The 18,443-nt window shown below is 60.0% G+C and carries 16 protein-coding genes; 8 read left to right on the forward strand and 8 right to left on the reverse strand.

Annotated elements, in window-relative coordinates; all coding sequences use genetic code 11:
• Window positions 1-522: 522 nt before the first annotated feature.
• Together KTJ78_RS07000 and KTJ78_RS07005 are read right to left on the reverse strand one after the other, a co-directional pair.
• Window positions 523-1,338 carry an alpha/beta fold hydrolase gene (locus KTJ78_RS07000; RefSeq protein WP_369808019.1) on the reverse strand — a complete coding sequence of 272 codons (816 nt, stop codon included), beginning with the start codon at window positions 1,336-1,338 and terminating at the stop codon, window positions 523-525.
• Between the two features lie 53 nt (window positions 1,339-1,391).
• Window positions 1,392-1,772 carry a DUF5684 domain-containing protein gene (locus KTJ78_RS07005; RefSeq protein ID WP_217133911.1) on the reverse strand — a complete coding sequence of 127 codons (381 nt, stop codon included), beginning with the start codon at window positions 1,770-1,772 and terminating at the stop codon, window positions 1,392-1,394.
• 1,273 nt (window positions 1,773-3,045) lie between these two features.
• Here KTJ78_RS07005 and KTJ78_RS07010 point away from each other — a divergent pair.
• On the forward strand, window positions 3,046-4,677 hold the full coding sequence (locus tag KTJ78_RS07010; RefSeq protein ID WP_217133913.1) for a putative Ig domain-containing protein: 1,632 nt from the start codon (window positions 3,046-3,048) through the stop codon (window positions 4,675-4,677).
• A 96-nt stretch (window positions 4,678-4,773) separates the two neighbouring features.
• Window positions 4,774-5,949 carry a hypothetical protein gene (locus KTJ78_RS07015; protein WP_217133914.1) on the forward strand — a complete coding sequence of 392 codons (1,176 nt, stop codon included), beginning with the start codon at window positions 4,774-4,776 and terminating at the stop codon, window positions 5,947-5,949.
• A 25-nt stretch (window positions 5,950-5,974) separates the two neighbouring features.
• Here the strand turns inward: KTJ78_RS07015 and KTJ78_RS07020 are convergent, their stop codons facing one another.
• Window positions 5,975-7,486: an AraC family transcriptional regulator gene (locus tag KTJ78_RS07020; protein WP_217133916.1), complete on the reverse strand. Its 1,512-nt coding sequence runs from the start codon at window positions 7,484-7,486 to the stop codon at window positions 5,975-5,977.
• A 109-nt stretch (window positions 7,487-7,595) separates the two neighbouring features.
• Between KTJ78_RS07020 and fepB the strand changes: the two genes are divergently transcribed.
• The 6 genes from fepB to KTJ78_RS07050 all read left to right on the forward strand — a co-directional run bounded on the left by fepB (window position 7,596) and on the right by KTJ78_RS07050 (window position 13,846).
• On the forward strand, window positions 7,596-8,594 hold the full coding sequence (gene fepB / locus KTJ78_RS07025; RefSeq protein WP_217133918.1) for a Fe2+-enterobactin ABC transporter substrate-binding protein: 999 nt from the start codon (window positions 7,596-7,598) through the stop codon (window positions 8,592-8,594).
• A 10-nt stretch (window positions 8,595-8,604) separates the two neighbouring features.
• Window positions 8,605-9,699, forward strand: a complete 1,095-nt coding sequence (locus KTJ78_RS07030; RefSeq protein ID WP_369808020.1) for a FecCD family ABC transporter permease — start codon at window positions 8,605-8,607, stop codon at window positions 9,697-9,699.
• A complete protein-coding gene (locus KTJ78_RS07035) occupies window positions 9,696-10,742 on the forward strand; it encodes a FecCD family ABC transporter permease (RefSeq protein ID WP_217133919.1) in 1,047 nt (348 codons plus the stop codon). The genes KTJ78_RS07030 and KTJ78_RS07035 overlap by 4 nt, the downstream gene beginning before the upstream one ends.
• Before the next feature lie 15 nt (window positions 10,743-10,757).
• Complete coding sequence (locus KTJ78_RS07040) at window positions 10,758-11,633, forward strand: ABC transporter ATP-binding protein (protein WP_217133920.1); 876 nt, start codon at window positions 10,758-10,760, stop codon at window positions 11,631-11,633.
• Window positions 11,630-12,460 carry a siderophore-interacting protein gene (locus tag KTJ78_RS07045; RefSeq protein WP_217133921.1) on the forward strand — a complete coding sequence of 277 codons (831 nt, stop codon included), beginning with the start codon at window positions 11,630-11,632 and terminating at the stop codon, window positions 12,458-12,460. The genes KTJ78_RS07040 and KTJ78_RS07045 overlap by 4 nt, the downstream gene beginning before the upstream one ends.
• Window positions 12,461-12,793: 333 nt before the next feature.
• Window positions 12,794-13,846 carry an acyltransferase family protein gene (locus tag KTJ78_RS07050; RefSeq protein ID WP_217133922.1) on the forward strand — a complete coding sequence of 351 codons (1,053 nt, stop codon included), beginning with the start codon at window positions 12,794-12,796 and terminating at the stop codon, window positions 13,844-13,846.
• 139 nt (window positions 13,847-13,985) lie between these two features.
• Here KTJ78_RS07050 and KTJ78_RS07055 read toward each other — a convergent pair whose 3' ends face one another.
• The 5 genes from KTJ78_RS07055 to KTJ78_RS07075 form a co-directional block, all read right to left on the reverse strand.
• The gene (locus tag KTJ78_RS07055; RefSeq protein ID WP_217133925.1) at window positions 13,986-14,693 is read right to left on the reverse strand and encodes a hypothetical protein; all 708 of its coding nucleotides are present in this window, start codon (window positions 14,691-14,693) and stop codon (window positions 13,986-13,988) included.
• A gap of 245 nt (window positions 14,694-14,938) precedes the next feature.
• A complete protein-coding gene (locus KTJ78_RS13565) occupies window positions 14,939-15,757 on the reverse strand; it encodes an ABC transporter permease (RefSeq protein ID WP_217133927.1) in 819 nt (272 codons plus the stop codon).
• Window positions 15,754-16,527, reverse strand: coding sequence for an ABC transporter ATP-binding protein (locus KTJ78_RS07065; RefSeq protein ID WP_217133928.1), 774 nt, complete (start codon window positions 16,525-16,527; stop codon window positions 15,754-15,756). Before KTJ78_RS07065 ends, KTJ78_RS13565 begins: the two co-directional genes overlap by 4 nt.
• Window positions 16,528-16,530: 3 nt before the next feature.
• The gene (locus tag KTJ78_RS07070; protein WP_217133929.1) at window positions 16,531-17,346 is read right to left on the reverse strand and encodes an ABC transporter permease; all 816 of its coding nucleotides are present in this window, start codon (window positions 17,344-17,346) and stop codon (window positions 16,531-16,533) included.
• A gap of 69 nt (window positions 17,347-17,415) precedes the next feature.
• Window positions 17,416-18,420, reverse strand: a complete 1,005-nt coding sequence (locus KTJ78_RS07075) for an ABC transporter substrate-binding protein (protein ID WP_217133931.1) — start codon at window positions 18,418-18,420, stop codon at window positions 17,416-17,418.
• Between the last annotated feature and the right edge of the window lie 23 nt (window positions 18,421-18,443).

Below are 18,443 nucleotides of genomic sequence, written 5' to 3' on the forward strand. Positions count from 1 at the left end.
TGGAAGCCCGGGTGTCGAACAACGCGTAAAGCCTTTCAGCAAACGCACTGCGTTATCTTTTTGCGGTGGTTTCTGAGAGGTTATGAAAGCGGAAAGAAAGGACCGGGCAGGGGAAGCGTTATTTTTCACCCCCCCCCAGGCGTTACCCCTGTCTTTCCTTTTCCGCCTGCGGCTGCGTAATATTTGTATGACAGCTTCATTGCGCAGCCGCATCTTGTCTTGCTGGAAAACCTCGGGGGTAAGCTCGGGCCCAGCGAAGGAGCACGAGAATGCTTATGCGAGCTTAACGTCAACCTGAGGTTGCTTGCGTGTTCTGCAGCTTCCCATGATCTAAGACGACCAATGCACGGGCACAGCACTATTTGGTATCTGGTATCGAGCGGATGTCAGTCTAAGCGCGGAGGGCGGGCCGCGAAGCTGTGAAACGCTGCATTACATCGCGCTTTGAAGACTTATCGGCGATGTTCGGTCCCGTGGTCGCGTGGTCGCGTGGTCCCGCGGTTGTGTGAATGAATGGTGTAGCTACTCGTCTATGAAGAAACTGCGGAGCGCTGAAATGACCTCATCGGGTTTTTCAGCGTGCACCCAATGGCCTGCTCCGTGCACCGTCAGGCGTATAGTCTTCGGAAAGAGTGAGCGCATGGTTGGCTCGTCAGCGTCACTAATATAAGGGGAATCCGAGCCTGCTACCCAGAGAACAGGGCCGGTGTACGTTGCTCCGTTAACATCTGGAAAAGACATGATGGTTGGCAGCTTTGCGTGGAGCAGGTGCAAGTTCGGCTCCCAAACGAATCCCTCATCATTGCGACGCAAGTTTTGGAGGAGGAACCCACGCACGCCGTCATCAGGAATGAGTGGTTTGAGCTGGGCAGCAGCATCGGTGCGTTTCTCAAGAACAGCAAGATCAATGGTTGCGAGTGAGCCGAGTAGGTGATCGAATTGACCACGGTTAGAGACTGTATTCGTCGGCGAAATATCGATGACCACGAGTCTGCGCACAAGGTCTGGGTGTCGCAAGGCTAGCGTCATTGCCACTTTGCCGCCCATGGAATGACCAACGAGGTCGATAGGGAGCTGCTCGTCGCAAGTCTCGCGAATGTGTTGGGCAACCAAGTCGGCGAGCTCGTTGTAACTCAGGTCTTCAGTCCAAGCTGATTGACCATGGTTGGGGAGGTCAATCAGTAGGCTTTCGGCTTCAGGAAGCAGAGCATTTGCGATGCGCGTGAAATTTTTGCCTCTGCCAAACAGTCCGTGAAGAAACACAATGCGTTGCTTCGTTCTGCTCGGGTTCTCGGCAACCAGAGTGGAGTGCACATGTGATGAGGTCGGTGGAGTCACTCTTCTAATCTACCTGGCTTCTGAAGCTGTTGGTGATGAGCAAGCCCTTTAGCTTAGTAGCGCGTGACCGGTTCTCTATAGGTCGAGTTGCCAAGGCCAATGATAAAAAAGCCGATGACTGGAAAGAGCCAGAGTAGGAAAATGGAAAACACTGGGCCCTTACCGAAGTTTTCCCCCACACGTACCGCAACGAACGCTGCGAGGATGAGGTTTACCACGGGAATGAGGTATAGCAGGACAAACCAGCCCGAGTAACCGGCGATCTTTACGAGAATAACGAGATTGACGATGGGAATAAAAGCGAGAATGCCTGAGTAGCCGGCCTTCGAGAAGACACGCCAGATCGCGATCGCGAGCAGGAGATAAAAAGCGAGACCAACTGCTGAGAAACTTGCGATACTTGCAGCTGTAAAAAGTTCACCAAAGTTGACCATGGTTTCATCATAAGTCCTCGGTGGCTGACGTGCGGGTCGGCCTCGGCTGTGGCACTTCATGCTGCGTCGAACTAAGTTGGTGGTTTTCGCAGGCTGAGCCGAGAAAAGACAAAGTCTAAGCGCTCGACGGGTGTTGAAAGAGGTCTCTTTTTGGTCCAGTTTTCACGGAAGCACTGCGATCAAAAACACGCATGTCATCAAGCGCAAAAAAGAAGCCGCCTGGCGAAGTGAGATTACGCAACTGTTCGAAAGTATGCGAGATTATGTATGCGGAGAGCAAGAAACGGCCTGTTTCTGTGACCCACAGTCCCCCGAATCGCAGATGCGCTTGGCCGTTTTTACCGCCGGTGGCTGCGCGTGATATCCCCCCCCCAGAAGTCCCGCGGAGCCACCGAACACCTTTATATGGTAGCACTGCCAACGCCGAAGTTCTCAGGACGCGATGTGGTAGTCCAGCCCCTCATGAACTGATATTGGCAGAAGGGTCTCAGTGCCACTCTTTGCGGTAGCACCTCGCGGTTCGCTGCTACTCATGGGAAGAGCAGGTTCGGCGCATCGCGTCTTGCCGGGCTTGACCCATGTGTCTCGTGACGGACTCAGTTGAATTCAGAAGGTGCGCACGACTAAGGTCGTGTGAGATCTCTGCTGGGTAGGCACCCGCGCTTGTTGCGGGGGTTTGCGTGCCGGCCGCGTATGAGAGCTTGTTTCAGGAATCGAGCGACTCACCTACATTCTCTAGGTGCGATGCGATTCGGTGCGCATTTTACTTACAGAGAGTCTTTAACGAATCGTGACGTGGGTTATGGTGGCGAATTGATGTCGTCTGGCGCAAACCTGACGTGCAGAGCGCGCATTGTGCCAGGGGCTACGCGCTGTTATGTCAAATTAGGTGAGCGGGAACGGGAACGATTGCGGTGCCCCTGCGGCATAGCCCCCCCCCCACGCCACAGGGTAAAGCGTCGTATTCGCCGTACCGCTGGCGACTGTGCAGAGCCCCTCCTCGGACTGCCTGTGCAGTCGCCGTTATTGTTGGGCCAGGGATCTTTAGCTGCTCATTCACGGGGTGATGGCCGGAGCGCAGGCCTGGCAAGTGTGCGTACGAGACGAGCGACACGAATTACGCGTGTTTCCCAACAAGATACGCGTCCCAATACTCGAATTCTGCTCGCCTGGTATGGGATGGTTTAGGCATAGACAGGCATCTACTCCTGTGGGTGTTTGAATTCTAGCTTTGACGTTGGAGGGGAGAAACTACGTGAAGCAAGTTTCGTTAATGGCTGATAAGCGTAGGTGGCAAGCGCTGCTCTCGTGCTTTGGGGCGATGGTGCTGGGCGCAGGCCTCTCTCTCGTGCTGCCAACGGTCGAAGCGCATGGTGCAGAGAAGCCGACGTACACGAACATCGATCTTGACGACGTGGCAATTCCAGAAGGCAACGCTTCAGAGCATGACTATAAGCCTGAACCTATGAGCCGCGCGAACGATGATGAACTCGTATACATGCCCGACCCGGTGCTCAAGAGCATTGTGAGCCGTCTCACGAACTCCAATGAAGCAACGCTCAGCGTTGGTGATGTGCGACGCCTCTACTGGCTTGATGGCGAGGGTCGAGGCATTACAGACCTCACCGGGCTTGAACATGCCGAGAGCATGCAGATTATGCATGTCCAGAACAACCAAATTGAGACGTTCGAGCCGCTGCGCGACCTGCCTGCGCTTACCCAGATTAAGGCGAGCAACAACCCGGGGCTCAGCGATATCTCGTCGCTCTCGACGATTCCTCAAATTAACTGGCTTGAGTTGAACCGTACCGCGGTTGATTCGCTTGAAGGGCTGCGAGGCAATACCGCACTCGAGTGGTTGCAGGTCGCATACACCAAGGTGACCGACCTTGACCCGTTGACCGGGGTTACGACCCTCACCGACATCAACTTTCAAAACACCGAAGTGTCTGATCTTGAGCCGCTGAGGGGCATGGCTCGGCTCACCTCTGTGGGGGCCGCCAGCGCTCAGATCGAAAGCATCGAGCCGCTTGACGGCAAGCGAGAACTCGAACTGCTCAACATCAACCGCAACCACGTGAGCGACCTCTCATACATTGAGACGATGCCAAAGCTTCGAACGGTTGGCTTCCAGGCGCAAACGGTCACCGGGCCACCGGTGCTGGTGCCCGAGGGTGCCGACGAATACACCAAGATTGATGTGGCCGACAGCTTCTCGATGGCATACGGCCAGCGACAAGCGGTCTCTGAGCTTGCAGAGCCAACGGAAGACGGCGAGGGCGCAATCTGGCGCGGTCTTAACGGTAATGAAGGCGATGAAGGGGCTACAGAGGTTCGGGTAGGCGTTTCGAAGCCGATTGTTGCCAATGGCCCTCCCTTCTCAGCGGTCATTGCGTACCCTGTTGAGCGGGCTACCTTCGTGAACGACGATCCTGTCGCAGGCCACCTCGAAACCGATTACTCGTTTTCTTTCATCGCGACTGAGGGCTTCATCAACGACGAGGCGATCGGCGACGAAACGAACCGTTACACCCTGCTCTCGGGCGAGGTGCCGGGTCTTGAATTCGGCCCAGATGGAGTGCTGTCTGGTGTGCCCACCGAGCAGGGGGTCTTTGATCTTGCGGTAAGGGCGACCGATAAGCACGGCAACCGTATCGATGCTGGGTACTCGGTAACAGTTGGCGAAAAGCCGGTTGACCCGGAGCCTCCGGTTGATCCTGAGCCTCCGGTTAATCCCGATCCGCCGGTCATTCCTGACCCGCCGGTACAACCAGAGCCGCCGGTAACCCCTGGCCCTGAGCTACCAAATACCGGTGGTGTCGTGCCAGCGTGGCTGCTTGCCAGCGCAGGTGGCGTCGTTTTGACGGGCATAGCGTTGCTTATGCGACGAAAGTCAGCCGCATAAGCAAGGCCCATTCTCGGTAAAACGCTGCCGGTTCTCTCTGCAGAGAGCCGGCAGCGTTTTTGTTTTTGGCGCAAAATGACCTTTAAACTGTTGCGCGTGCTTCGTATACTCACCTTCATCGGCATTGGTCTGGGCCTCGGCGGCCTCGTCGTTCAGGTCGTAGGCCCGCCGGGAGGCGCAACGTGGGCGATTCCTCTGGGCCTCTGTCTGACCGTGCTGTGCGGCACGCTGCTGCTCGTTGCGAAGTCGGCAACGGCTGTGGCGATGCCCTCGCCCAAGACCGTTCTCGCGGCGAGACAGGCGGGCCGAGTCGGCCGTGCGCGCATCGACAGCCTGCAGCAGACCGGTACGCAAATAAACGATCAACCCGTGTGCGTGCTCACACTCACGGTTCAGCCACGCGATGCGGCCGCCTACCGCACCGAAACACGCAGGGTCGTTCGGGTCACCGACGTGCCGCGGTATCAGCCGGGCAGCGTGCATGAGGTTGCGGTGCTTGCTGAGGGGGAGCCAGACGTGGCACTGCTCGACGATGGCGCATTGCGTGACGAGCTAGGACAGCTTGAAGTGCCCGAAGCCTCTGCGGCAGGGCCGGTGCGTGTTCCCGGCCGGGGCCAGCTGAACCCAGAAGGCAAACGCACGAAACCGCTTCTGGGCACAGGTGCGAAAGGTCGCACATGGCGCATCGGGCTGTACGTTCTCGCGTTGGTTGCTGCGGCCGCGCTTGTCGTGTTGCCGTACCGTGAGGGCGTCATGAACACGATTGAAGCTTGGCAGCACGGCGAGAGGGCAGCCGATGTGATGCAGCCAGCAACGCTTGAGCGTGCGATCGAAGCGCTCACTGGCGAGACTGGCCACGACAATGCCGTCTCGGTTGTGATCACTCATGATTACGTGCACTACACGGCCCCGGTCGTCGCGGGCTCGCAAGACACCGATGTGTGGATCTACCGTGGTGGCGTCGTCTCGCACGAAGGCCCCGCCTCGATTCAGCCCGAAACCGCGGGGGAGCAGTTCTCGGTGCGAGACATTGCCTGGGAGGCTCTGCTTCCCGGAGCGCAGAAGGCCGCGAGTGACGCTGGGATTGATGACCTCGCGTCGCTCAGTATGTACCTCAACCGTGGGTTTATCGAGGTCGATGGCGAAACGGGACCATCGCTTGAAAAGAGCGGCGCCGTTGAGATTGGCGGCAGCCTCGAGACTGACTACCGAAAGTATTCGCTTGTGTTTGAGGGCGATGGGAGCGGCCAGGTGACACTCACCGAGCAGTAGCAGCGGGGCTGTGCCTGCTGCCGTGCTACGAACTGATGGTGTCAGATGCGTTACGGGCGCTCACTCGTGGGGTCGGGGCCCAACGGCCCCAGGCCCCTCTCGAGAAGAGTAAGTTTGGCACATTGAGGCTCGCTGGGCTTGCCCCGTGAACCTCTCGAAATGCGCGGCTGAATGCAGGCAAGTGTGCGTACCCGAGGTCGCGTGAGATCTCTGACGGGCGTGCCCCCTCGCCAAGACGGTTTCGCGCACCGGTCATGCGTGAGAGCCTGCGCCAGGCGGCGAGGGTCTCACCGGTCTTGTCTGCCACGATGCGGTGGAGTGTGCGCTCGCCGCACCCGAGGTGCCGGGCCGCAATAGCAGTCTCGACGTCGGGCGCTTTGGAGCAGAAACTCGCGAAGCTCGCAAGGAGAGCGTCGTCGCTGTCATCGTCCTGCAAAGCTGACCCGGCGAGCACCGCAGCGAACCCCCGATCGGGGTGCACATCGACCGCACCAATACTCGTGTACGCGGCGAGCATCGAAGCGACCGTTTCGATGCCGGTTTCGCCAGAGATGAGTGAACCGAGTGGGCCGAGCGTTGCCGCGTGCGTTGTGACCCCGAGGCCGCCCGTTACTCCAGATCGAAACCCAACGGGGATAAGGAGCGACCCCTCAGGGATCTCGAGCGCATTGGGCATTCCCGCTGGAATGATCGCGGCCTCTCCCTCAGAAAGCGTGAGTGCCTTGCCTCGTACCCAGAGCGTTGCCTCACCCATGGCAGCCCAAACGGCAACGTGGGCTCCGTTCACGCGTGTCCAGGTGCGCTGCCCATGCTCGGTAGAGGCATCGCGAAAGACAAGCCTTGCGCTGGCAGCGTTGCTGTTCATTCTTGCGCTTCTCCACTGCCCAGGGGTCATGCCTGCTTCGTCGGCAAAGGCACGAATGAAGCCTGCGACGCTCTGGTAGCCGACGAGGTGGGCGATCCACTCAAGGTCTCTGGCCTCGGCGAGGTGCTGCGCCGCGCGGTGCACGCGGGCGCGACGCAGCCATGCGCTGATGGTGAGCCCGGTCTCGGCGACGAAGCGGCGTTGCGCGGTGCGCCTGCTCCACCCGGGAGCAGTTTCTGCGAGCCACGTGGCGATGTCTGACGAGGGGTGGGCGATGAGCGCATCGGCGAGCGCCCGAAGCTCTGGTGAGCGGGGCGGGGTAGGGGCGGCGAGGCCTTCAGCCGCGCCCCCGTGTACCTCGACGGGGGCCCCGGGGCCATCGAGATGGCCAAGCGACGCAGTGAAGGCATGCAAGAGGCCTGGCCACTCTTCGTCGCGAATCGTGACGCTGCTGTGTGATGCGGCGCGAACGCCGACCGCTGGAACAGGAATGACGACGCTGCCGGGCCTTGGGTCAACGTGCACGGTCTCGCCCGCCGCCACGTACAGGCCGTTTCGCTCGGCGACAGTATGGGTAGCCTGCCCCACGCGAACGGTTGCCTCGCCCACGAGCACGGCATAGAGCGCGGGCTCGTCGAGCAAGACGGGTGCGTGGGTTGAGGCTGGTAACACGTTGTCACTTTCAATCAACTGATCTAGGTAAGGCTTAGCTAACTTTGATGGTAGCGCGTGCCCCTGTGCCGCGACTGAAGAATCGTATCTTGAGAAAGGGTCATCTCGTATGGCAAAAACACTGCCGGCAATGTTCGCTGCGGCGGCCGCCGCGTTGCTGCTCGTGGGCTGTGGCACTGCTGCACCCGAAGCAGCCGAAGACACCGCGCCCGCGGCCGAGACCGAGGGCGAATGGCCACGCGAGATTACCCACGAGGCTGGCGAGACCACGATTGACGAGAAGCCGCTGCGCATCGTCTCGACCTCGCCCTCGATCACGGGCAGCCTGCTCGCGCTTGAGGCTCCGCTCGTTGCAACGGGTGCGGCTGCGCCCACCCCGCTTACCGACGACAAAGGCTTCTTCACACAGTGGGCTGACGTTGCCGATGAGCGCGGCGTTGAGGTGGCCTACGGCAACCTAACCCTCGATATCGACGCGATCGATCAGTTCGAGCCCGACCTCATTATCGGTTCGTCAAATGGCGGCGACGCAACGCTTGAGGCCTACGACCAGCTCTCAGAGATCGCCCCAACCGTACTGCTCGATTACGGCAACGACACGTGGCAAGACCTCACCACCGAGCTCGGCAAGATCACCGGCCTCGAGCAGAAGGCGACCGATGTGCTCGCAGAGTACGACGAGTGGGTCGCCGGTGAGGCGAAGAAGATTGATCTTCCAGAGCAGCCCGTGACCGGCCTCGTGTACATGGGCGCCGAAGGTGCGTGGGCCTACACCCCCACGAGCCCGCAGGCTCAGCTCATTCAGTCGCTCGGCTTCACGTACGAGCAGGTTGACCAGGATCTCAAGGCCGACGGCCAAAAGGGTGGCGAGATCGACGTGCTCACGAGCGAGAACATGGCCAACGGCCTCGCAAATGCCAAGAGCATCTTTGTCGTGGCGATGGGCGGTGGCGACGCGGTCGGTGACTTCAGTGCTGATCCGCTGCTCGCAAACCAGCCCGCTGTGGCTGAAGACCGTGTGTTCTCACTTGGAACCCAGGCATTCAGGCTCGACTACTACAGCGCGAAGCTGACGGTAGAGCTCGTCGTCGATACTTTCTCGAAGTAGTCGGTAGCCAGTGACCGTCGTGTCGAAGAGCGTGGCCGGCAGCGGTCGCGGGGCAGGGCCCGGTGTGGGTTCGGGTACGGGTGCAAAGCCCGGCCCGCGCCGGGCCCCCGCGCGTCGCACCGCAGCAGTCATGGTCGTGACCCTGCTGCTGCTCTTCGTCGCCGCGGTCGCTGGCTTGGGCTTCGGGTCAAACCCGATTGCCCCTCCGGTGGTCATCGAGGCGATCTTCTCGTATGACCCCTCAAACAACGATCACCTCGTGATCGTACAGTCCCGTTTGCCACGCATCGTGCTCGGCATCATCGTTGGTGCCGCGCTCGGGCTCGCGGGCGCACTCATGCAATCGGTTACGCGCAACCCTCTCGCCGACCCCGGCATCCTGGGCATTAACGCGGGGGCCTCGCTGTTCGTCGTGATCGCGATGAGCCTGTTCGGCATCACGACGCCTCGCGGCTATATCTGGTTCGCCTTTCTCGGTGCCGCGGTCGCGGCGGTGGTCGTCTACTTGTTGGGCACGGCTCGGGGTAACGCTGCGAGTCCGGTTCGCATTGCGCTCGCCGGCACCGCCGTGAGCATCGTTTTGGGCGCGCTCACCCAAATGGTGGTCTTGAGTAACGAGGCCGCCTTCAATACCTTTCGATTCTGGTCAATTGGCTCACTGCAGAGCAGAGGGTTCGACGTGATTGCCACCGTTGTACCCTTCGTGCTCGTGGGCATTGCCTTCGCGCTCTTACTCGCGGGCCCGCTCAACGCGATCGCGCTCGGCGACGACGTCGCAGCGTCGCTCGGCACGCGCATTCTTTCAACCCGAATTGCCGCGGCGCTCGCCGTCGTGCTGCTCGCAGGCGCGGCAACCGCTGCCGCCGGCCCTATCGGCTTCATCGGGCTCGGCGCTGCCCACATCGCCCGCTTCGCCTCAGGCAATGAGCATCATCGCCTCCTTCCCGCTGCAACGATCATTGGGGCGACTCTACTCGTCACCGCCGACACGCTCGGCCGCTTCATCACGGCCCCCTCTGAATTGCAAACCGGCATCGCCGCCGCGCTCTTCGGTGGCCCACTCTTCGTCGCCCTCGTGCGCTCACGCAAGGTGTCGGCACTATGACCGCGGTGCGCCAGCCAAGCATTGTGAGCGGATCGGTGCTCGGCCGCCGTGGCCTCACCCTTCGCGTGCGCCCCCGCGTGCTCGCCGTCTCGGCGATCGTCGGTGCGATTCTGCTCGCGCTCATCGTCGCGACCATCATGCTCGGCACCAAGCCGCTCAGCGTGCCCGAACTCGTTTCGGTGTTCACGGGGGAGGCCAGGCCGTCGCTCAGTCGCTCGGTGCTCGGCAGGCGCATCCCGAGGGCCTTCACCGCGCTGTGCGTGGGAGCCCTGCTCGGCATAAGTGGTGCGGTCTTTCAGTCGCTTTCCAAAAACCCGCTCGGTTCGCCCGACATCATCGGATTTACTGCGGGCGCAGCAACCGGTGCGGTCTTTCAAATCGTGGTGCTGCGGGGCGGAATGCTCGCAACAGCAATCGCAGCGGTGATCGGTGGGCTCGTTACCGCGCTCATTGTGTATTTTCTTGCACGCCGTGATGGTGTCACGGGAGGGCTGCGGCTCGTGCTCGTTGGCATCGGTGTTGGCGCGGTCGTCAGCGCTCTCTCGTCGCTGCTCATTGCGCGGGCCAACGTGACCGATGCGATGCTCGCGCAGCTCTGGTCAGCAGGCTCGCTCACCGGGCGTGGGTGGCAGCACGCCACCGCGACAATTATCGCCCTCGTCGTGCTCGCTCCACTGCTCGGCTGGCTCGGCCGCGACCTTGCACTCATCGAGATGGGCGACGACAGCGCCGCCGCGATTGGCGTGCGGGTTGAACGCACCCGGTTCATTGCGCTGCTGCTCGCCGTCATGGCGGCCGCCGTTGCGACCGCGGCGGCCGGCCCCATCGCTTTCATCGCGTTTGCTTCTGGGCAGATCGCCAGACGCCTTGTGCAGGTGCCGGGCGTACTCGTGGGGCTCTCGGCGCTCGTTGGCGCATTCTTGCTTGTCGCCGCCGACTTGCTCACCCAAAACCTCGACCTCGGTATGCGCACCCCCGTGGGCCTCATTACGAGCGTGCTCGGCGGCGCATACCTGCTCTGGCTGCTCGCGCGGCGCATCTAGGAGACCGATAAAACCATGACGAACCCCGCGAACCCCGCGCAAGGCTCTCGGCTTACGGCCGAGGCGCTCACGCTCGCATACCCCTCTGCCACGATCGCAACCGACCTGAGCCTCGACATCGAGCCGAACGGGTTCACTGTGATCATCGGACCGAACGGCTGCGGCAAATCGACGCTCTTGCGTGCGCTGTCGCGCATGATCCGCCCGGTATCGGGGCAGGTGACCCTCGAGGGGCTCGACCTCGCGGGCATGCGGCCCAAAGAGATCGCGCGCACGATCGCGACGCTCACGCAGTCGCCCGTCACCCCCTCGGCCATCACGGTCGCCGACCTGGTCGCGCGGGGTCGTAACCCACACCAGAGCATCTTCAAACAGTGGAGCCCGAGCGACGAAGCCGCCGTCACGGGCGCCCTCGCCGAGGTGAGCATGCTTGAGCACGCCGATCGCCTCGTCGAAGAGCTGAGCGGCGGGCAGCGGCAGCGGGTGTGGATCGCGATGGCCCTCGCCCAAGACACGCCAGTCTTGCTGCTCGATGAGCCGACCACCTACCTCGATATCGCTCACCAGATTGACGTGCTTGACCTCTGCTCGCGCCTGCACGAGAGCGGTCGCACCCTCGTCGCCGTGCTGCACGACCTGAACCTTGCCGCGCGTTACGCAACCCATATTGTCGCGATGCGCGACGGGGCAGTCGTGGCCCACGGAACCCCCGACGAGCTCATCACACCAGAGCTTCTGCGTGACGTCTTCGACCTCGAAGCGCTCGTCATCGCCGACCCCGAAACGGGACGGCCCCTGATTGTGCCGCGCGATCTGCGTGCGGCTGCCGACCGAACCACCACATCGACCGCCGAGGGCCAGGCGCCCATGGCAGAAGAGGAGCTCGTATGACCGAGTCAACACCACTGCACAAGACCAGCGCGATTCAGTCTGACGACCACAACCGTGGCCTGCAGCTCGACACCGCAACCGTGCGTGAGATACACGACGTGACGCCAGAGCTCGCCCGTATTGTTCTGCACGTTCCCGGCTTTGCCGACGATGCGCTGTGGCAGCGCCCCAACGTTGCGATGCGCTTTTACCTCGATGAGCGTTTCGGCTCTGAGTCGCGCGTGTACACCGTGCGCTCGTTCAACGAGGCCGACAAGACGGTTGACGTCGACGTCGTGCGCCACGGAGCCGACAGCCCCATGATGCGCTGGCTCGCAAGCCTCGCGATCGGCGACACCGTCTCGTTCGGTGGCCCGCGCCCGCACTTCACGTTCCCCGAGTCAAACGGCCGCTCGACGGTGCTGTTTGCCGATGCCACCTCGATTCCCGCGGTCTACGCGATTCTCGACCAGGTCGAGGGTGAGCTTCCCGGACGCGGGTGGATCGCAACCAATGACGAGGTCGCCTTCGCTGAGCTTCCCGTCGTTCCCGGCCTGACACTCACGCGCATCGCCCCTGGGAACGGCTTCACCGCTCAGCTCGAAACGCTCGAGGACCCCTCGAACGTCGTCGTCTGGGGCGCCGGCGAGCGTGACGAGATGAAGCAGATTCGCTCGTTCTTCCGCAAGACCGTCGGCCTCACGAAAGACGACGTTGCCGTCTTCGGATACTGGAAGCAGAACACCACGAACACGCAGATCGACGAGCGTCGTCTCGCCGCGTACGAAGAGGCGCTCGCCTCGGGTGGCACGGTGACCGAGCTCGACGATCTCGCCCTCGCGATTTAGGGGCGCGGCGCCGGGCGCTCCCGCGCCTCCGCTCCCGCGCCTCCGCTCCCGCGGCCCCGCGCCTCTGCCCCCTCGCGCCTCATCGCGGCCCCATCGAGAGGTCAAAAAGTGTCGAATTTCTCGTGATTTTCGACACTTTTTGACCTCTCGACACGTGGGCCTAAGCCGCCACAGGCCGTAACATGCCGCGAACTGTAAAATTTGGCCTGGCCACGCGCCACGAGAAGGTGCCGGGAGAAGCGCGTGCGGGGTAGGGGGCTGCGTTGATCCGCACGCTTGCCCATCGCGGCGTGTTTTGGTGCGCCATTCATCCAACAAGTGCAGTATATGGGGATGATAGGTGGCAAAGCAGACATTCGTCGAGGTTCGACGGGAGTGCTCCGCGGAACCAACCTTTTCGATGCGCTGAGGGTGCTCGCCGCTTCGCTCGTGATTATCGGCCATACCTGGCCGCTCTCTGGCGTAGGAGGGGCGCCAGCGATCGCCGGGATCAAGATTCACCACTTCGGCGTGTACACGTTCTTTGTCATCAGCGGGTACTTGCTAGCGCGCAGTTGGCGCCGGAGCCAGCGCTTTGGGGCCTTCATTATTCGCAGGACGTTGCGGATCTTTCCAGGGCTCTTCGTCGTCGTCATCTTGACCCTCCTGGTGCTTGGGCCCGTGGTTACGACGTTTCCCGCGAGCGACTATTGGGGCACAGGGCCGTTCTGGCGTTACCTCATGAATCTCGTGCTGCTCGCAGAGTACGACTTGCCCGGCGTATTCATTACCAACCCGATCTCTCCCGTCAATGGTTCGCTCTGGAGCCTTGGGCCTGAGTTCTCGTGTTACCTCATGCTCGCTGTGCTCGGCCTTCTCGGGGCTCGGGCGAGCAGTATTATTCGGGCGCTCTTGGCGGTCGTGCTTGTGATCATCGTTGTTGGGCCGTACCTTTCGGGGCCGCTTCGCACCACTGCAATCGCAGTCACCTTCTTTGTGCTGGGCTCGTTGTTCGCCGACGTACCGAGACCCGGACGCTACCCGTTGTGGCCAGGGCTGCTTGGCGCGGCCCTGCTGGTGTTGCTCGACGGAACGGCCGGCCTCATCGTTGTGTTCATCGTCTTACCGTATGTTGTCGTGGTGGTCGGCTCACGGAAGAGCCGATTGAGTCATACGTTGCACCGAATCGGCGACCCCTCATATGGCATGTACCTGTGGGGCTTTCCCGTGCAACAAACCCTCATTCTTTGTGCGGGCGTCGTGCCCCTGTGGCAGAGCATCGCGATTGTGCTACCCACCTCGATCGCGCTCGGGCTAGCATCGTGGCATCTCGTAGAGAAACCAGCGATTACGCTTGGCAATGTCGTGAGCGAAACCAACGTTCGTGAGTCGAATCGATTTCGGTGAGAACGGACGAGCTGCGTTTGCTCATTTTGGGCTGATCTCGGTGCGGGGAAAGCAAAACTCGGTGCGGGGAGGGCGAATCTCGGTGCGGGGGCGAAGCAGCGATGTTAGCCGGAGGCGGCGCCCCTTCGCGGCGTTTGCGCTAGTCGATATCGTTCCATTGCTTCATCGAAGCGATTGCCTCGGCAACGTAATCGAGCGGCTCATTGCCCATATACATACTCGCGAGCCAGAGACCGTCGCCGAAGGGAACGTATGCGGTGTGAACGATCTGGCTCTCGAACGGGCCACCCTCATTTGAGGTGTGCGTCATCGTGTGAGCAAACACCCGAGTGCCATCGATTTCGGTCTCGTCATAGTCAGCCTCAAGCGCCGCTATGAAGTCAGCGCTTTGAGCCTCGGGGATTTCGGCAGCCCATTGCCAGACGCTTTGCCCGTGGAGATAGAGCGGGTATTGGCAGCCAGTGACCTCGATGGCTGACTGAAACGCCTCTTCAGCCCGAGGGCCAGAGAACTGGTTGAACACCGTGAGGCCAACCGGCTCTACCTTAACGACCATGTCGAGATCAGCAATGGCCTTCTGCGAATCTTCAGCGGCCTTGGGGTTCAGATCTTCGCAGAGCCCGGGCAGTACAAACCTCGACTCTGTGTCTTCATCTGCGGTGCCTGTTGCGTCCTGGGTTTCGGCGGGCTTCACTGTCTCTGGTTTTTGGATGGTCGGTTCCGGCGCTTCTTCGGCGGTGCTGCATCCTGCGAGGGCGAGTGCGCCGATGAGCGCTGCCGCTGGAGTGCATAGCAGCCGGCGCGTGCGCTTCGTTTGGTACGCCTGCTTGCTTCGCTGCGACGTCATCTGTGTTCGTCCCTCTCGCCGTATAGAAAGCCTCTCTGTGGGCACTCTACCGAAGAACGTGCTCCGGGTGTGTTGCGTTTGGGGCTCGATGGAGGCTGCTGCAGGCCTCATACCCAACGCTGCGATAGCGCCGTGTGGTCAAAAAGTATCGAAGATTTGAGGAATATCGACACTTTTTGACCACGTGCTGTGTGAGAGTGACCGCACGGCCGTCAGCACTTGCACTTTCGTGAGAAGAGCGAGTGCTACCCAACCCAACTTGTAAAGCGTTTTTCGATCTGACCAATGATTTGGTTCAGCAGAATCGCAATAAGCATGATGAAGAGTGAGATTGCCCACACCGCGCTGAAGTTATATTGCTTACTGAAGCTCGAGACAAGGCCGCCGATACCGACGAGCGCGATGAACATTTCACCGTTGATCATGCCCTTGACAGAGCGGCCAACTGAAAGACGGAGGCCGGCGAGAATCATCGGGAAAGCCGACGGAATCACCACTCTCATGACAGTCTGCCATCGTGAAGCACCGTATGATGCGGCCATATCGAGTAGCGGTCGTTCAACGTTACGAATCGCAGTTGCTGTATTGATGATGATCACGAAAACACCGTAGAGAAAGACCACCGAAATGCGCGTGATGTCTGAGAGCCCGAATACGGCGAATAAGATTGGCGCAAAGATGAGCGACGGTGTCACGAACAGCGCATTCACGTACACATCGAGCGCGGTGTAGACCGTTGAAAATACACCCATGAGCGTGCCTACAACGAGACCGACGATGATTGCTAGCCCAAGGCCTATTCCAAGCATCGTGAAGCTCGAAAGCAGGTGTTGCGGTAGCTCATTGGTGGCAAATAACCGCCACAGTTCTTTCACAACAGCGCTCAGCGGTGGCAGCCATTGAAGCTTGAGCGTGTGCCCCAGGATCTCCCAGATGACGCCGAGCACGATGAGTGATCCCCAATTGACGATGAAGGAACGAAGGAGTCGCTGAGGGAGCGGCTTCTGCGGGGCTGGCGGAGCATCCTTTAACGAGACCGCGCGGGTATCGAGTGTCGAAGTCACTTTACCCCCAGTTGATACATGTCACGCAGGCGGCTCCAGAGGTACTCTTTGAGCTCGATGAATTCTTTGGTTCGCTCGATACCTTCTTGATTGCGCGGCCTCGGAATATTGACGTCAATGACCTCTTCAACGCGACCGGGGCGGGCCGACATAAGCACGACTCGGTCAGCCAAGAGAACGGCTTCTTCCATATCGTGGGTCACGAAGACAACGGTTTTCTTGTCTTTCTCCCAGATTGAAAGAAGCTCCTCTTGCATATAGCGGCGGGTTTGTTGGTCGAGCGCACCGAAAGGCTCATCCATCAGAATGATCGGTGTTTCGACGGCGAGAGCTCTGGCCAGGCCAACACGTTGCTGCATGCCGCCCGAGAGCTCCTTGGGATACTTGTCTTCAAAACCTTTGAGCCCTACTTTTTCAACGAACTCCTGAGCCCGTTCACGAGCTTCAGACTTTTTCATGCCACGCATTTCCAGGCCGAAAGCCACGTTATCGAGAATCGATGCCCATGGCAGTAGCGCGAAGTTCTGAAAGACGACAGAGCAGTCGAGGTTAGGCCCGGCGACGCGTTTGCCGTTCACAATAACCTCACCACCGGTCGGGTTTTCGAGGCCGCCGATGGCACGCATGAGCGTTGTTTTGCCACAGCCTGACGGGCCGAGAAGGGTAATGAACTCATTGTCTTGAATCTCGAGGTTTACATCAGAGAGCGCAAGCGTCTCGCCGCGGCCCTCGGTTACGTACCGGTGAGAAAGATCAGTCACAGTAATCATGTGTTATTTCCATTTCATAAGACGTCGTTCGGCTGACTGCATCAGCGTTGCCAGAAGCACAGCCTCGAGTACCACCGCGATGGTTGTCGCGTAAAGCAAATCTGATTGGAATGTGCCGCGATAATCGAGCATTGAAGCCCCAATACCAACGGGCAACATAATGAGCTCAACGATTACCATGCCGGCAAAGGCTCGGCTCAGGCCGATTCGAAGCCCCGAAAAAATTGCGGGCAACGCGCCGGGAATAAGGATGCGGCGCCAGACCTGAGCTTCGCTGGCACCAAAGCTTTTTGCCATCTCTCCAAGGGTTTTGGGAACGGTGCGCACACCAGCGCGCACATTCGTCACGATGTAGACCCAGGAGAAGAGCACGATCACGAGAAGCTTCGGCACGAGTCCGAGACCGAACGCGATAAGAATGATGGGGATCAGCGGAGAGATCGGCAACGCGAGACTTGCTGCGGTGATTGGAGAGAGCGCCTGGTCAACAACTTTCCAACGTGCCATCGCAAGACCGACTGGCACGCCAATTGCTACCGCAATCAGGTAACCCCAGAAGAGGGCGATATTGCTTGTGAGAAGCGCGGGCCAGAGTTCGCCCGAGACAAAAGCGATTTCGTAGAGCCCCTTCATCGTCTTGGTGAAGGTGGGGATGAGGAGGGAATCGGCTGCTCGAGCGCCGAACTCCCAGAAGAGCGCGAACGCGGCGATTGCTGCGACGCGCAGTAGAACGGTCTTGAGGGGTGAAACTGGTGTGCCTAAACGCAGAATTTTAATCTGCCGTTGGGTGCTCTTTCCCGCTGCGAGAGCTGTCGTCATGAGACTGCACCTTTCTGGGTGTAGTTGTGGTGGTTGCTGCCAATTCGCAGCAACCACCACAGGCAAGGGTTAGCGGTTGAACTGATCGTCTGCGACGTCGGTCGCGGTCAGTTCTCCCTCGGGAACGCTGCCGTTGTCCTGGTAAAACTTCAGGGTTGCGTCGACCTCTGCAAGGTCAATGCCCACGGTCTCGGTCAGCATGCCCTGCTCCACGAGCTGTGTATAGACGTCAACGAGGTCGTCAACTTCCATGCCGAGCAGTTCTGCAGCTCGCTCGGCGTATGCCGCTGGGTCTTCGTGCAGAGCAGTGAATTCTTTTTGGAGTGCATCGAGATACGTTTCGACCATTGCAGAGTCGTTGTCGATGGTCTTAGCTGAAGCAGTGATTGTGTGGGCGAGTAGTTCACTCTGATCTTCTGAGAGCGAGGTGAGTACCTTTGCCTTGCCTTCGTTGCCCTTGATTGCAGGGATCCAGTCTTCGAGGCGCACAACCGTTCCGGCAATCTGGCCCTCGAGCAAGGCTGTTGCTCGGTTTGCCGAGCCCGAGATGACAAGGAACTCAGGCTTCGCATCGGGGCATGTGTCTTCCAGCCACCGTTTAAGATGTGCAGTGCTCGTTGACCCTTCTGAGTGGTAAGCGACGGGCTTGCCATCAAGGTCAGAGCACTCTTCAATATCTGGGGCAACAATGATTTGAAGGTCATTGCGAACGTCGTTTGTGATCATTTTGATGTCTGCACCAGCGATATTTGCTGACATCACGGTTGCGGGCCCCATTGCTGCGAAGTTCACGTCTCCGCGCAGCAAGGCCTGGGTCTGAACGTCTGGCGAATCAAACTCGATGAACTCCGTTTCCCAGCCCTCTTCTTTGAGCGTCTCGAGGGCGAGGGCCGAAGGCGCGTCGCCCGGGCCGAGTCCTCCAGGGTAGCCAAGAACGATTGATCCAGTAGCTTCTTTGCCACCCTCGTCCGATCCGCTGCCTTTGTCATCGCTTGCGCAACCTGAGAGTGCAAGTGCGAGTCCTGTGACTAATACGCCTGAACGCAGTGCCCAGGAACGATGTTTCTTCGTCATGTTTTCCTCTGTTTCTTAGGTGT

It is taken from the genome of Leucobacter chinensis (assembly GCF_019049105.1).
Classification (GTDB): Bacteria; Actinomycetota; Actinomycetes; order Actinomycetales; family Microbacteriaceae; genus Leucobacter_A; species Leucobacter_A chinensis.